This is a genomic window from Shewanella sp. 5_MG-2023, assembly GCF_030547465.1.
Taxonomy (GTDB): Bacteria; Pseudomonadota; Gammaproteobacteria; order Enterobacterales; family Shewanellaceae; genus Shewanella.
Window position 1 is genome coordinate 16604 of record NZ_JAUORC010000034.1, and the last position, 15890, is coordinate 32493.

Below are 15890 nucleotides of genomic sequence, written 5' to 3' on the forward strand. Positions count from 1 at the left end.
TTATAGAACATCTAAAATATTAATGCAAACAGTAATAACAACATTGAGAGTTTTGCATGTTATTGCTCTGTAATGCTAATCTTGACCACTGTGTCACTATTTCCACAATTTTTCGTCACAATGTAAGACTTTTTTACGACACACACTTTTTCATAAGCTAGAATACCAGCTTAGATATTTATAAAAGTGGCAGTTAAGCCACTGTCCAATTTTATTATTGAATGGAAACCACATGACCTTTACTTTGGTACTGATCCTTATAGGTGCACTTTTTCTCCTCATCATTGGTATCAGTCTGATACAACAACAAAAAGAGCGTGCTGAAGCCGAACGCCGAATGGAATTAAAACGTCAGCGAGCCATCATAGATGAAACTGAGTCAGTACTTTCCAGCACCGGCTTAGCTTCTTTTCCTAGCAGTATTATTTTGGTGTTATATAAACGCATCAATGAAGCCCTACAGGTGTCGGTTTCCTATTTAGTAAATCAGCCTCAGCAGGCGGATTACCAACGCAGACAAATTGATATTCAAGCGCAAATAACCAATTTAAATAACAATGCAATGCAAGCCTTAGCCATAGAAAACTTTCGTTTACCTGACAATGACAAGCAAATTCTAGAATTAGTACAAATGCTTAAAAAATTAAAAGCCATTGTTCGGGCAGAAAATAATAAAGGTAAAATAGAGCCGCAGGTGTTTGCTGAAGCAGAAAGTCGTATCGACAGTTACCAGTTACGCATCAATGTTGAATCCATGCTTTCAAGAGCAAGAGCGTCTAATTCGCTAAAACAATTTGGCTCTTCTAAGCAAATGGTGTCGAAGGCGCTAGCGACACTGCAAGCGATTAAAGCGAAAACCCCGGATGACCCATTTATTTCCCGCAAAGTTGACGAAGCAAAGGAGTTACTCAGTGAGATTAACTCACAGCAAAAACAAGTGATCCCAGATGCAGTAAAACCGAATAAAAATGAAGGTGATGATATTGATATGTTGTTTCAACCTAAAAAGAAGTGGTAACGGGTTAACTTATTTAATTTACAGATTTTAAAGCCTCTTCGGAGGTTTTTTTATTGAGTGAAATATAATCGCCCCCCAATAATCAAAACAGCAATGCTAATTATCCTATAGCTATTTATTTAGATGATTAAAAAACATGAAAATTGAGCAATAAAAATGGGACCCTATGGTCCCATTTTTTCAATCGCTAATTTGTTAGAGAAAGAAGATTAATCTTCCTTTTTCTTTACTGTTTTTTTCGCTGCTGGCTTTTTGGCCGCCGCTTTCTTAGCTGGCTTTTTCTTAGTTGATTCGCTCACCCATTTGCCACCAATGAATTTTGATGACCAACCAGTGGCTTTTCCGTCAACTTCAGTAGCAACATATTGCTCTTTGGTTTTACGACTAAATTTAACTGCGGCTTTATTACCATCATCATCGGTAACTGGCGCATCGGCAAGGTACTGATATTTTGGCCAAAGTTGCTCACGATAATGAACCAGTTCTTCAACCAAAGGCGCTCGTGTTTCACGAGATTTAGGGAACGTACTTGCTGCAAGGAAAATACCTGCCGCGCCGTCACGCAATACAAAATGTGCATCAGACTTAGTACATTTCAAATCAGGTAAGAAGATAGGATCTTCTTTAGGTGGCGCCGCTTCGCCGCTTTTTAGTAACTTGCGGGTATTTTTACATTCGGTGTTGGTACAACCAAAGTATTTACCAAAGCGGCCATTTTTAAGTTCCATATCATTGCCGCACTTATCGCATTCAATGATTGGTCCTTCATAACCTTTAATCTTAAATTGACCAGCTTCGATTTCGTAACCTTCACAGGTTGGGTTATTACCACAAACATGTAATTTACGTTCTTCATCGATGAGATAACTGTCCATTGCGGTGCCACATTTACCACAACGATGTTTAGCACGCAGTGCATCAGTTTCAGCATCTTCATTGTCGCTGACAGCTTCTTCACCTGGTGTTAAGTTCATGGTGGTTTTACAGCGCTCTTTTGGCGGTAAAGCATAACCAGAACAGCCTAAGAACACACCGGTGGTGCCGGTACGAATACCCATTGGGCGACCACAGGTTGGACACTTAATGTCTTCAGCCAGCACCATCTCATTAAGACGCATGCCGCCTTCTTCCGGATCTAACTCTGCATGTTTAAGTTGCTTAGTTAAATCGCCATAGAAACCATCAAGGACTTTTTTCCACTCAAGTTTACCTTGAGCGACATCATCAAGGGTTTGCTCCATGCTAGCTGTAAAGTCAAAGTTCATAATGTCACTGAAGCTTTCAACTAAACGGTCACTAACAATTTCACCCATCTTTTCAGCGAAGAATCGACGGTTTTCTACTTTTACATAACCGCGGTCTTGAATAGTTGAAATAATCGTTGCATAGGTTGATGGACGACCGATACCGCGCTTTTCAAGCTCTTTAACTAATGACGCTTCACTAAAACGTGCAGGCGGCTTAGTAAAATGTTGTTTAGGTAACAATTCATTTAGATCTAACACATCGCCTTTATTAACCACTGGCAAAGTCTTGTCTTCTTCGTTCTTCTTACCCATTGGCGGTTGCACTTTAGTCCAACCGTCAAAGCGCAGTGTACGACCACTGGCTTTAAGTTCGTAATCACCTGCAGTCACAGTCAAACGAGTCGCATCATATTTAGCTGGATTCATTTGACATGCAACGAATTGGCGCCAAATAAGCTCATAAAGGCGCTGAGCGTCTCTTTCCATGTCAGTCATTGTAGCTGATAGGATTTTAACGTTAGACGGTCTGATAGCCTCATGCGCCTCTTGAGCGCCCTCTTTACTACCATATCGAATTGGGTTTTCTGGTAAATAGTCGTTGCCGTACTCAGAAGCGATCATTTCCCGTACACCATCTACCGCTTCTTGACTTAAATTAGTCGAGTCGGTACGCATATAGGTAATATGCCCTGCTTCATAAAGACGCTGCGCCATCATCATGGTCTTTTTAACACCAAAACCAAGACGAGTACTCGCTGCTTGTTGTAATGTTGAGGTGATATAAGGCGCTGATGGTTTACTTGATGTCGCTTTATCATCACGACCGGTAACCACAAACTTTGAATCTTTTAACGCATCTAACGCTACTTGAGCTTGAGCTTCATTAATTGGACTAAAGGCCGCCGACTGATATTTTGCCACTTGCATTTTTAGCTTTTGAGCTTGCGAAGTTGCTAAATCAGCATGCACATCCCAAAATTCTTCAGGGACAAATGCCTTAATCTCACCTTCACGCTCAACTACCAGTCTAACGGCTACCGATTGAACACGGCCTGCAGATAAACCGCGAGCTACTTTTTTCCAAAGTAATGGCGACACCATGAAACCCACAACTCGGTCTAAAAAGCGACGCGCTTGTTGTGCGTTAACCATGTTGGTATCAAGTACAGATGGTTTGCTAAATGCATCTTGAATGGCTGTTTTGGTAATTTCGTTGAACACAACGCGCTGATAACGAGATTCGTCACCACCAATAATTTCCTGCAAATGCCATGCAATTGCCTCACCCTCTCTATCCAAATCGGTTGCGAGATAGATGTGGTCAGCAGTTTCAGCTAATGCTTGCAGCTCTTTAACGACTTTTTCTTTACCTGGTAGGATTTGATACTTAGCCGCCCAGCCTTTTTCTGGGTTAATCCCCATACGGGCAACTAAAGCACGTTTATCCCGCGCGAGTTTGTATTTAGCTTTTTCTTCAGGCGCCATTTTTCTAACTTCAGCCGGCGTTTTAGTCGCTACCGTGCTGTCTGGCGATGATGATGTAGGCAAATCACGGATGTGACCTACACTCGATTTAACGATGAATTCTTTACCAAGGTACTTATTAATAGTCTTGGCTTTGGCCGGCGATTCGACAATAACTAGTGATTTACCCATAGTTTAATTTGCGCCAAAAAGTCTCTAACAGATATAAATTGGTTCCATATATAGAGTGTTGAGACGAATGTTTCAAGTAAATACCTCTAATATGTGTCCAGCGAGCCATTTTTTAATCAATTATAAAAAAGGAGAAAAAATAATATTGCGTTAATAAAAAGTAATATTTCATTATTTAGGGTCTAGCAAGTAAAACTTGTGCATGTTTAGTCACTTTTTCAATATTTGCGACCCGAGTCACCGCTTGTTAACCCTTATATCATCAGTATACTGACGGTAATTTCACAAAATTAAATCGTAAAAAACCTATTTAAATAACAATAAGAATGACTATTAAGGAAAATAAATGAAGCACTTTGAAGCGAACTTCGATGGTCTAGTCGGGCCAACGCACAACTATGCAGGGCTATCTTTTGGTAACGTTGCTTCATACAGTAACGCGGCCCAAGCATCAAACCCTAAGGCTGCCGCTAAGCAAGGGCTTCAAAAAGCAAAGTCACTCGCAGATCTTGGCATGATTCAAGGTGTATTAGCCCCTCAAGAGCGTCCAGACCTTTATTCGCTACGCCGTATGGGTTTTGCTGGCTCTGACGCTGAAGTGTTAACACAAGCCGCCAAGCAAGCTCCTGCATTACTCAATGCCTGCTGTAGTGCTTCATCTATGTGGACCGCTAATGCTGCAACTGTGTCACCCAGTGCTGACAGTCGAGATGGCAAGGTTCATTTTACGCCAGCAAATTTGGTAGATAAGTTACACCGTAGTATAGAACCGATAACTACGGCGAATATTTTAAAGGCCACATTTAAAGACGAACGTTTTTTTAAACATCATCAACATTTACCAGAACATGCAAGCTTTGGCGATGAAGGCGCAGCTAATCACACCCGTTTGTGTGGTGATTATGGTCATGCAGGCGTTGAGCTTTTTGCCTATGGTCAAGAAGCCACTAATCCTAATACAGTTAGACCCAAGAAATTTCCTGCCAGACAAACATTAGAAGCATCAAAAGCCGTTGCTAGACTGCATCAATTAGATGAAGAAAGCTGTGTTTTCATGCAGCAAAACCCTGACGTTATTGACCAGGGGGTTTTCCATAATGATGTTATTTCTGTCGGTAACCAAAATGTGTTGTTCTATCATGAACAAGCATTTTTAAATACTGATGCAAAATTCGAAGAAATTCGCCATAAGATGAATACAGAAGTGCACTTTATCAAAGTTGCCACCTCGCAAGTGTCCATCAATGACGCCGTTAAAAGCTATTTGTTTAACACGCAAATTATCACCTTGCCAAACGGTGAAATGGCGATAATCGCCCCAACAAATTGCCTAGAAAACCCGGCAGTCCATGCTTATTTAAATGAGCTTGTGACTTTAGGAACGCCGATAAAACACGTTAAATATTTTGATGTAAAACAAAGTATGCAAAATGGCGGCGGTCCTGCATGTTTGCGTTTACGTGTTGCCATGAGTGAATTAGAAATCTCCGCAGTCAATCAAAACACCTTGATGAATGATGCATTATTTAACCGCCTTAATATTTGGGTTGATAAGCATTACCGCGACAGTTTAACTGTGGCTGATTTATCGGATCCGCAGTTAATTATTGAATCGCGCACAGCATTGGATGAGTTAACTCAGATATTAAAGCTTGGCAGTGTTTATCAATTTCAGAAATAAATCATAAACTTAAAATAACCAAAAGCGCCTAACTAGGCGCTTTTTTATTGAAGTGACATCCACTTTCAAAGATAAAAAAACCGCTCTATGAGCGGTTTTTGTTAAAGTTTATACTAATCAATTAACCATTATCTTTAACGTTCACTGTATACGTTACAGGGTCACCATATAAAGTTTGCACCGTGATAGTTAAGTTACCATCGGTTTTCTGGTTAGCGCTACTCTCACGGCCCACAGTAAAGGCAAATAGCAATGGTCTCATTGAGGTGTTATTGCCAATCGTGTAAGAACTGGTAGCAGATGATAATTCACCGTTTTCAGTTGTTGCCGTAATCGTGGTTCCACTTGCCAATGTATTATTATTTAAATCAGACAAGAATAGATATACAGTTTTAGTCGATAAACCTATATCGTTTGGCGGTACATTACCATCAAGTACTGTTCTAATATCAATTTCTGCAACATCAGTAATATTGCCAGCATCATCAATATCGACAAAACGCCCGTATGGAGTTGAACCCGACATAACAACTGTCATATTTCTAAACACGTTTAACTGTGCTTTAAAATTACCACTACCAGTATCGGTACATGCTGCCTCTGAACCTGCCGCGCATAATAAGCCAGTATAAAAACCATCAGCAACGTCAAATGAACTGTTGGTATTATAATCAATAAATTCCTCATTAATCGCACCTGCTGGAGTATTGCCAGCTGAGTTTTGATCGCGATAGAAGCCATCATTGTTATGGTCAATAAATGCCTCAGTTAAATCAGTAAATGGCTCACCTGCATCAAATAATCCATTACCATTTAAATCAACAAAACTTTCTTCACCAATTGCATAAGCCAGGATAGTTGAACGCCCAGGTCTTGGCTCTGCAATAACCGAGTTACTGCCATCAGCAAAACCTGCCACAGTTGTACCTGTACAAGGTGGCGTTGTAATACCATTGAACCCACCATTTGGACAAATAACCGTGGTACCTGAAAATGGTCTTGGGTCTTGGCTGCGCCAATCTAAACTACAGCCACCATTTGGCTTATCAGTACCATCTTGCAAGCCTGTTTCACAAGTCGCATCAATTGCACCGCCTTCCGTTCTGAAATTAATCACTGTGCCAGCAGGAACAAGGTTATTGAAATGATCAGCTGCTAGAATGTTTACCGTAGATTTCTCGTTATCATGCTCCCAACCTTCAACATTTAATACAGTTGCAGATAGTGAGAAACTATTATTATCGGCAAGACCTGTTGAAATGACTAATTGATCTGAAATATTTGAAACTATCGCATTATGACCTGACTCGGTACTGCCATCCCATAAAGCAAATACTTTAACTGCTGTTGGTACATCTCCAGAATGCACAGTAACCTGAACATCACCATTAGCATCAGTATAAGCGACTGCATATTTATTAGGTGACGTTATATCACTAGGATACTCAGCATCACCTGCTTTAGGCATATTGCTACATACATCATAGTCTTGAGCTAAAGGAGAAGGGCTTAATGTCATGCCACCTAATTCAGTACTCAGCTCAAAACAAACACGCTCTGACGCTGCCGCTTGTCCTATTTCATTAATAACCCTAAATGACACTACAGAGGTTTCACTTCTAGAACCAACTTGTGAAATACCACCAGTGCCACGTAAAGCAAGTTGCGTCGGTGTCGCTGACACATATTCAATTGCGCCGACAGTAATAGTGTCAATACTTATAGCTGTAGAAGCTGTAACAGCACTACCACCAGTGATAGCAGAAACGGTAATTGTGTCATCACCTTCACACCCCGTTGACCGATAAGTAGCATAACCCTTACCACCATTAGTCACCACAGGAGTATCAATAACAGCTTTACCTGCTGCAACGCATTCTGAAGTGAACTCTAATGAAAATGGTTGACCTGTAGATAACGATCCATCGGGATTGAAGACCGTAACAGTAACGATAGTCGAACCACCAGCAGGAATAACATCTGAGCCAGCCGCAGTCTCAATTTCGAGGCTAATATCAACACGGCCTATTTCAAATGCTTTTGTGGCTGTCACATCTTGTACTTTAAGTGACACTTCACCTGCGCCCACATCACCATTTGAATATAAATCTAGTATAGCTTTACCATCACTGTTAGTAATAGCAGTGCCTGAATTAGGACTGATTGCACCAATTGTTGTACCAGCTGTTACTAAAACTTGCTCTAAAACCTGGGTGCTGCCCGAGCGGGTGATTGTAGCGCCTAGGATACCTGGTCTGTCGTTAGTTATATTGTCAGTAACAGTACAAACTTCAAAATTCTTAAGGTTTTTATCCCATGTAGTCGCATCATTACAATCATATAATTCGAACGCTATTGCAGGGCTAGCTTCTACTGGGTCAATATCATCACCAGCAGTCACAAAACCAACAACAGCAGAGGTATCACCGTAAGTTGCGGTCACTTCACCAGCACCTTCAATGGTGCCAGCTGTTAATGTGATAAATGCTTCACCTGTTGAAGAGTCCGTTAAAGCTGTGCCGTTAGTGGGTAGAAAACTACCTAAAGTACTGCTGAATGTAATCACTTTACCCGTTAAAGGTAAGCCATCTTTATCAACTAGGTTTACAACTACTTTACCTGGATTAGACTGGGAAACATTAGTTGTGATAGCCCCTGATTGAGCGTCCTGCAAACTAATCCTTAACTCATTAGCTTCACCATCTCCACCTGGAGCATCACCAGCTACATTTACATTGAAGTCTTCTGAGATAGAATCACTGTCTAAATTAAATTGAGCAGTAACAGTTCCAGCTCCTGCAGAGTTACCAGTATTAAGAGCAATAATAGCTTCACCATTGTTATCAGTTAGCGCGGTACCAGTCGTAGGGTTTAATACTCCTTCCCCCTCTAAAGTAAAGGTAATTGTTTCAAAAGCCGCCGGTAAGTTATCTTTAAGTAAAGTCGCAACGACTACGCCAGGTTTTGACTGAGAAATATCTCTATTTTCATTACCAAGAGTATCGTTAACAACAATTTCTAGAGTGTAAGAGTCAATAGGCTTAATTTCTACTTCATCGCCTAATGTTGTAAACCCAATAACTGTTTCATTTTCTTCAACTATTATTAATATCTCAGAAGAACCAGCAATTGACCCTGCAGATATAGCAATGCTTGCTACACCAGAAGAATCAGTTAAAGCTGTACCTGATGTGGGAGTAAATACGCCATAATCAGAGGTGAATGAAACCACCTTGCTCTCTAATCCATTACCATCGGAGTCCGTGTAAGTGACCTTTACAACACCTGAAACAGCAGCACTAATTTGACTGATAGTAGCTCCAGAGTCATCTACAAGTACTGCGGTAACTAAATTTCCGCCAGCTTCAGCGCCATCACCAACCATAGTGACATTTAAAGTTGCACTTTCACCCGTTGAAGTTGTAGCTGTAACAGTCGCGCCCGTTGCTATTTGGGCAGTATTTAATTGAATCGTAGCAACACCATCAGAATTAGTCGTCACTTCACCAGTTAAAGGTGTAAAAGTTCCGTAAGTATCATTATTTAAACTAAATGTGACCAGTGTTTCTATAGCATTTCCTTCTGAATCCTTAACTGTTGCAGTTAAAGTCGCAGGTTCTGCTTTGGAAATGGTATTGGCCGTAGACGTTAGATTTACATCAATTGTGACAGGAACAGGATCCACCCCCCCACTACCATCATCGGAAATGCTTCCACCACCACTACAAGCAAATAGAAATATTGAACTTAAAAGCGCTAAAAATAGTCTTTGTGCTGACCTCATTGTCAGTCTCCCTGTTACATTAAACTCGTACTTATGAATTATAATAGTTACTTAGTAAGCGATATCAAACAAAAATATTGCAACTTTCTCTTTACTCTACTGTTTTTTTCCACATTTATCCTCAAAAACTTTAACTTTTACCCCGTTTCATAAGATTTCGTTTCCTGATAGGCTTAAAAATGTAAAAAATATACTTATAAAAATGATGGGAAGGATGTAGTTTTGATTAATAAAAGTAAGCTTGGTTTAACAAGCAAAATACTAATAGGTATGGCAACGGGTATTATTCTTGGATTAATTCTAAGAAATGTGTTCCCCGATAGTTTATTCGTAAAAGATTATATTACTGAAGGTATCTTGCACGTTGTTGGAACCATCTTCATTTCAAGTTTAAAAATGTTAGTGGTTCCGCTAGTGTTCGTATCACTGGTTTGTGGTACCTGTTCATTGAGTGACCCGTCCAAATTAGGCCGACTTGGTGGTAAAACCATTGCGTTTTACATGTTCACCACCGCGATTGCTTTAACGGTCGCAATTTCAATGGCCATTCTCGTTCACCCTGGTAACGCATCACTGGCAACCTCTGCGATGGAGTTCAGCGCTAAAGATGCCCCTAGCCTTGCTGAAGTCGTGATTAATATCGTACCAACAAACCCAATTGAAGCCATGAGCCAAGGCAACATGCTGCAAATCATTATTTTTGCAGTCATCTTTGGTTTTGCAATTTCACACATTGGCGAGCGCGGCGCACGTGTATCGGCATTATTTAATGATTTAAATGAAGTCATCATGCGCGTGGTTACTTTAATCATGCAACTTGCGCCTTATGGTGTATTTGCGCTGATGGCAAAACTAAGCTTAACCCTAGGTTTAGAAACATTCGGTAGCGTAGTTCAATACTTCTTCTTAGTAATTTTTGTATTACTTCTGCAAGCACTGGTTGTTTACCCTACGTTACTCAAGGCATTCTCAGGTTTAAGCCCATTAATGTTCTTACGTAAAATCCGTGATGTGCAATTATTTGCTTTCAGTACTGCAAGTTCAAATGCAACCTTACCTGTTACCATCGAGACGTGTGAACACCGTTTAGGTGCTGATAATAAAGTCGCTTCATTCACCTTACCCCTAGGCGCTACCATCAATATGGATGGCACCGCTATTATGCAAGGTGTGGCAACGGTATTTATTGCCCAAGTATTTGGTATTGAACTGAGCCTAATGGATTATGTAACAGTGGTTGTTACTGCGACATTGGCATCCATTGGTACTGCTGGCGTTCCTGGCGTTGGCTTAATCATGCTCGCCATGGTGCTCAACCAAGTCGGCCTTCCTGTAGAAGGTATTGCATTGATTATCGGTGTTGATCGTCTACTTGATATGATCCGTACCGCGGTTAACGTAACGGGTGACTCAGTCGCAACTATCGTCATTGCCAAATCTGAAGGTGAGTTCAATGAAGCTGTATTCAATGATTCACAAGCGGGTAAAGTAAGTGCGAGCTTTGAAGATCAAGTTAAAAACGTCAAAGCGTAAAATACATTAGCATTAAATATTTAGGCGCCATGTTATGGCGCCTTTTTTATTTGTGTTATAACCTAACTAATCAGATGCTTAACTCATGAGATTAAAATGGATTTTACCCTGCTTTCAACCCTTGCCGTTATTCACTCTTTAGCATTAATTAGCCCAGGGCCTGATTTCGCTATTATTGTAAAAACAGCCACACAACAAACTCGCAGCACTGCAATCATGTGCGCGGTAGGAATAAGTGCCGCGATATTGGTGCACAGTTTGCTATCACTTTTAGGGATAAGCATCATGATCCAGCAATCTGCAATGGCTTACATAGTGGTGCAAATTATTGGGGTGAGTTACTTGGCATGGATGGGTTATGGCGCTTTAGCGGCCTCATATCGGGCATATACACAAACTCAAGCATCATCTGATGAAACTGAAATCAATGGCCGTCTCCCTCACCAAGGCACTATGTCTGCTTTAAAAGGCTTTCAAATTGGCCTTTATACTAATTTGCTTAACCCTAAAGCGTTAATATTCTTTATCACCATTTTTACCGTACTGGTGACACCACAGGTCACTATAGAAACGAAATTTGCGTCAGCTAGCTTATTATTTGGCTTATCTATCATTTGGTTTTGCTTTCTCGCCATCATATTAACCAACCCCAACATTCAACACAAAATGGCTAAAGGCAATAATATAATTAATATCATTACCGGTATTATTTTCCTTGGCGTCGCTATTACCATTGCAATGTCATTAATATCCACGCATCTGTTGAACTAGAGGTTAACAATTCAAAATAAAATTCCTCTGTGTCAGCTACAGTTAAGTATTAGGCTGATAATATCTAACGATTAACAATGTAAGAGTATTTCCTATGAGAATTTTGGTAATCGAAGACGATCCGATTTTATCGCACCATCTAAATGTGCAGTTATCTGAATTAGGCAATCAAGTCCAAGTGGCTTTGACGGCTAAAGAAGGCTTTTATCAAGCAACTAACTACCCTATTGATATTGCCATCGTTGACCTTGGCCTGCCCGATAAAGATGGCATGACATTGATTTCTGAAATTCGAAATGCAGGCGTCAAAGCTCCTATTCTCATCTTAACCGCGAGAGTTAACTGGCAAGATAAAGTAGAAGGCCTTAATGCCGGTGCAGATGACTATCTGGTAAAACCATTTCAAAAAGAAGAGTTAGTCGCTCGCCTCGACGCTCTTGTGCGCCGTAGTGCAGGCTTTGTTAAATCGACCATCAGCTCAGGTGCTCTGCAGCTTGATTTAGCCGCTAAACAAGTCTCATTAAATGATGAGCCAATGGAAGTCACCGCCTTTGAATATTTAATTTTGGAATATTTAATGCGTCATTGCCATGAAGTCGTTGCCAAGCAACGCTTACTTGATGTGATTTATGGTGATAAAGAAGGTGACCCTAATACTATCGAGGTAATGGTAAGCCGTATCAGAAAAAAATTGACTAAAGGCGCTATTGAAAACCCCATCGCAACAATACGCGGTCAAGGATATAAATTTAACTTACCATGCAGCTAAGATTTAAACCCAAAAAGCGTCTGCTCACGAGGATGTTAATCACATCCTTAGCGATTATTGCACTTGTTGGTTTTGCCCTAGCTTGGTCATTGACCATTTTACACGCCCAAAATAGCTACAATGTCGAAACTTCGCAACTAATCGCTGAAATGCCTCAAATTGCAGCCGAATTAAGAGAGCACGACTTAATTCCGAAAAATAACAATTGGCTGCAAGAAAATAATAGGCAGAAACGCTATATTATGGCCAGTTGTGGGGATAATTATCGCCAAATTTGGACCTCTACACTGGCAAAAGAAAACGGCATCAATGACATTTGTAGCCGATTTAAAACCATTGCCGATACATCCCCGCCCTATTATCTGACCACGGCAAATAATAAGTCTTATTTTGCCTATCAATTACCGGTTGAATTGAATCAACAGCAATACAACATGATAGTGCTCAAAGATGCAAAAACCGTTGAAAGAGACTTCAAACGCTTTAAACGGTTAACTTATCTGCGACTGGCCGTTGTACTAGGTTTAGCCTTCATACTACTGATCAGTGCAGCCTATTGGGGCATGCACCCAATGATAACCCTTAAACAAGAACTACAAGCAATCACTAAGGGAAAAAAACAAACACTATCAAGTGATTACCCACAAGAATTAAAAGGCGTTACTCAAGCGTTAAATCAATTATTAGTCCAATCTAGCGAACAGCAAACTCGCTATCAAAATGCCATGAATGATTTAGCCCACAGTCTAAAAACCCGCTTAGCTGCGGTTCACGCCATTACTGACGACCAGCAGTTAAGTAAGGCTGATGCGAGCGAAAAAATCATGCAGCAAGTAGGACAAATGGATCAACTCGTAAAATATCAACTCAAAAGAGCCTTAGTGGGCCGACAAGGACTAATACAGGAGCAAACGCCCGTGTTACCCATGGTTGAGCAGTTATCACAAATGTTATTCAAGATTTATCATGAAAAGTCAGTGCTGTTTAGTAGTGATATTAATTCTGATATTAGCTTTCCAGTCAATAAAGGTGATTTGATGGAACTGTGCGGTAATTTAATGGAAAATGCCTTTAGATTGTGTATCAGTCAGGTCAAGGTTACAGCCTTTATTGATGACGATGGCAGCACTGTGTTAATCGTAGAAGATGATGGCCCTGGCGTTGAAGATGCACTCAAAACGCGCATCATTCAGCGTGGTGTGCGCGCTGACACCCAATCCCCCGGTCAAGGCATTGGACTTGCTGTGTGTCATGAAATTGTCAGCAGTTATCACGGCACCTTATCAATTACAGAAAGTCAGTTACAAGGGGCAAAATTCACTATTAAGATCCCCAATCAATGAGCATCACTTCGCTTGCGCGGTATAAAGTTGCTCAGCGCGATTGAACATTATCCATGAGGTGGCAATATATTTATCATCACTGATAGGGATATTGCCCCTATGGGTGTGGGTAAAGCCTGCGGGGGCAATCACCATAGTACCTTTTGTAGGCTTAATGGCTTTATTTTGATAATAAAACTCAGTTTCACCGCCTTGCTCAACATCATTAAGGTAATACATATAAAGTAATACTCTATGCAAGGCTTCATGGGAACCAGACTGCGGAAAGTGTTCTGAATGCCAATGAGGGTAACCACCTAAACTTTGCTGATATTTTTGCACATTAACCGTACCACTGCGGTATAAATATTGCGTTATCGCTTTGGCTTTATTCGCCCCTAGGTCAGAAAAATTATCAGGATTTAGCGTAACAGCTTCACCTTTATCATTGGCGATGGTGACAGATACCGCGCCCATGAGTGCCATAGGGTACTGGCTGAAGTAGTTTGCCGCATGGGTTAATGTTAACTGTAATAACTCATTTTTAAGCTGGGTTAAGTTATTGTGCAAGTCTAAGGTTAAATCTAAACTGCGTTTTTTATCCCTATCGACACCCTGTCCTGTCTTTCCTTCAGTCACTCCAGAGTGATTATCAAAAGCATTTCGTAACCTGTCGCACAAATCATCACTAATAGCATTGGGTATAACGTCAATAAAATCCATAATCTATAGGCACTTTTTAATATTGTAATGATATCATGCTGCCACGGAATGTTTTGCACTGCAAAGTGCATCCACATAACCGCTATAAATAAAACAATAAATCAGGTGATACTCTTTTAATCTATGAACAAAAACATAAAAATTTCAATTAATCAGCTTCAGGTAGGTCATTTCATTCGACTACCTATTTCATGGAAAGATCACCCATTTTTATTTAGTAATTTCAAACTAAAATCCCAGTCACAAATTGAATTACTTAAAAGCCTCAATATTAACGATATTTATTATGACGCCGAGCGCAGTGATTTAGGGTTAATTGACTTAAAACCCTCAGCGAATAAAAACGCTAGTACAGTGGTTGATCCTGAGGAGCTAAAACAGATTAAAGCTAAAATGGAATCTTACAAACAGATTCAAATCGATGCCCAAAAAAAGTTACGCCGCAATTTGAAAAAAACCGAACAGCAATTTGAGCGTTCTATCGCCATGATGCGCTCAAGCGTATCAAAGCTTGGCAGTCGCCCTTTAAATTCGGTCAGTGATGCAAAAGAAATGATCACAGACATGACCAATATGCTATTGAGTTCTGATGATTTGGTGCTGCATTTAATGACTGATGCAAAGCCCAATGATGTCATTTTCCATCATTCACTCAATGTGTCGACAATGTGTATGATGCTGGCTAAAAACTTAAACTGGCCTCGTGATGAAATTGAACTTATAGGCCTTGGTGCGTTATTTCATGATCTGGGGAAACTAAAAATCCCCAGTAATATTTTGAGCAAACAATTGCCGCTAACGACGCCGGAAAAGAACTTATTAAAACAACATTCTTTGATGAGCCTCAACTTTTTAAAATTAGCTGACAGCTTTCCTGAACAGGCTAAACCCATGATTACTAATCATCATGAGTACCTTGACGGCTCTGGCTACCCCAAAGGCCTAAAAGGCAATCAGTTAGACAAATACTCGCAACTAATAAGTGTTATTAATGAGTACGATAACTTGTGTAACGGTACTAAGTTATCAAAACCTAAAACCCCTTATGCTTCTTTGGGGCTACTTTACAAAAATTATAAAAGTAAACTTAACCCTGAGTACGTTGGTAAGCTCATCAAAACTATCGGTGTTTATCCACCGGGCAGCCTCATCGAGCTTTCAAGTGGTCAATTTGGCATGGTAATGTCAGTAAATTTAAACAAGATATTATTTCCGCAAATTATGCTCTACGACCCTATCGTACCAAAAGAGCAAGCACCAATTATTGATTTAGAAAAAGAAGACATCAGCATTGTGCGCTGTTTGCCAGCTTCTGCATTACCCGAAAAAATCTTCAAGTACCTAAGCCCAAGAGAAAACATAAGTTATGCCATTGGCAATGCATAA

The 15890-nt window shown here is 40.3% G+C and carries 10 protein-coding genes; 7 read left to right on the plus strand and 3 right to left on the minus strand.

Features of this window, described 5'->3' with window-relative positions; all coding sequences use genetic code 11:
• Positions 1–232 precede the first annotated feature (232 nt).
• The gene (locus Q4557_RS17420) at positions 233–1018 is read left to right on the plus strand and encodes a hypothetical protein (protein WP_102476128.1); all 786 of its coding nucleotides are present in this window, start codon (positions 233–235) and stop codon (positions 1016–1018) included.
• A 209-nt stretch (positions 1019–1227) separates the two neighbouring features.
• Here the strand turns inward: Q4557_RS17420 and topA are convergent, their stop codons facing one another.
• On the minus strand, positions 1228–3921 hold the full coding sequence (gene topA, locus Q4557_RS17425; protein ID WP_102519959.1) for a type I DNA topoisomerase: 2694 nt from the start codon (positions 3919–3921) through the stop codon (positions 1228–1230).
• Between the two features lie 346 nt (positions 3922–4267).
• Between topA and astB the strand changes: the two genes are divergently transcribed.
• Positions 4268–5602 (plus strand): N-succinylarginine dihydrolase, encoded by a 1335-nt coding sequence (astB, locus tag Q4557_RS17430; protein ID WP_303414281.1) that lies wholly within the window; start codon positions 4268–4270, stop codon positions 5600–5602.
• Between the two features lie 121 nt (positions 5603–5723).
• Here the strand turns inward: astB and Q4557_RS17435 are convergent, their stop codons facing one another.
• A complete protein-coding gene (locus Q4557_RS17435) occupies positions 5724–9386 on the minus strand; it encodes an invasin (protein WP_303414284.1) in 3663 nt (1220 codons plus the stop codon).
• 222 nt (positions 9387–9608) lie between these two features.
• On the opposite strand from Q4557_RS17435, the gene Q4557_RS17440 reads away from it, so the two are divergent.
• The 4 genes from Q4557_RS17440 (at position 9609) to Q4557_RS17455 (ending at position 13802) form a co-directional block, all read left to right on the plus strand.
• Positions 9609–10919, plus strand: coding sequence for a dicarboxylate/amino acid:cation symporter (locus Q4557_RS17440; RefSeq protein ID WP_303414287.1), 1311 nt, complete (start codon positions 9609–9611; stop codon positions 10917–10919).
• 96 nt (positions 10920–11015) lie between these two features.
• Positions 11016–11690, plus strand: coding sequence for a LysE family transporter (locus Q4557_RS17445; protein ID WP_102439769.1), 675 nt, complete (start codon positions 11016–11018; stop codon positions 11688–11690).
• 94 nt (positions 11691–11784) lie between these two features.
• Entirely contained in the window at positions 11785–12459 is a 675-nt protein-coding gene (locus Q4557_RS17450) for a response regulator (RefSeq protein WP_102439768.1), read from the plus strand.
• Positions 12450–13802 carry an ATP-binding protein gene (locus Q4557_RS17455; protein WP_303414291.1) on the plus strand — a complete coding sequence of 451 codons (1353 nt, stop codon included), beginning with the start codon at positions 12450–12452 and terminating at the stop codon, positions 13800–13802. Before Q4557_RS17450 ends, Q4557_RS17455 begins: the two co-directional genes overlap by 10 nt.
• Positions 13803–13805: 3 nt before the next feature.
• Here the strand turns inward: Q4557_RS17455 and Q4557_RS17460 are convergent, their stop codons facing one another.
• Positions 13806–14504 carry a 2OG-Fe(II) oxygenase gene (locus Q4557_RS17460; protein WP_102519954.1) on the minus strand — a complete coding sequence of 233 codons (699 nt, stop codon included), beginning with the start codon at positions 14502–14504 and terminating at the stop codon, positions 13806–13808.
• A gap of 123 nt (positions 14505–14627) precedes the next feature.
• On the opposite strand from Q4557_RS17460, the gene Q4557_RS17465 reads away from it, so the two are divergent.
• Positions 14628–15890, plus strand: a complete 1263-nt coding sequence (locus tag Q4557_RS17465) for a DUF3391 domain-containing protein (RefSeq protein WP_303414294.1) — start codon at positions 14628–14630, stop codon at positions 15888–15890.

Excerpts from the sequence above, each read along its gene's own strand:
- Q4557_RS17420 (WP_102476128.1), top strand. The coding sequence starts at position 233 with ATGACCTTTACTTTGGTACTGATCCTTATAGGTGCACTTTTTCTCCTC.
- topA (WP_102519959.1), bottom strand. The coding sequence starts at position 3,921 with ATGGGTAAATCACTAGTTATTGTCGAATCGCCGGCCAAAGCCAAGACT.
- astB (WP_303414281.1), top strand. The coding sequence starts at position 4,268 with ATGAAGCACTTTGAAGCGAACTTCGATGGTCTAGTCGGGCCAACGCAC.
- Q4557_RS17435 (WP_303414284.1), bottom strand. The coding sequence starts at position 9,386 with ATGAGGTCAGCACAAAGACTATTTTTAGCGCTTTTAAGTTCAATATTT.
- Q4557_RS17445 (WP_102439769.1), top strand. The coding sequence starts at position 11,016 with ATGGATTTTACCCTGCTTTCAACCCTTGCCGTTATTCACTCTTTAGCA.
- Q4557_RS17450 (WP_102439768.1), top strand. The coding sequence starts at position 11,785 with ATGAGAATTTTGGTAATCGAAGACGATCCGATTTTATCGCACCATCTA.
- Q4557_RS17455 (WP_303414291.1), top strand. The coding sequence starts at position 12,450 with ATGCAGCTAAGATTTAAACCCAAAAAGCGTCTGCTCACGAGGATGTTA.
- Q4557_RS17460 (WP_102519954.1), bottom strand. The coding sequence starts at position 14,504 with ATGGATTTTATTGACGTTATACCCAATGCTATTAGTGATGATTTGTGC.
- Q4557_RS17465 (WP_303414294.1), top strand. The coding sequence starts at position 14,628 with ATGAACAAAAACATAAAAATTTCAATTAATCAGCTTCAGGTAGGTCAT.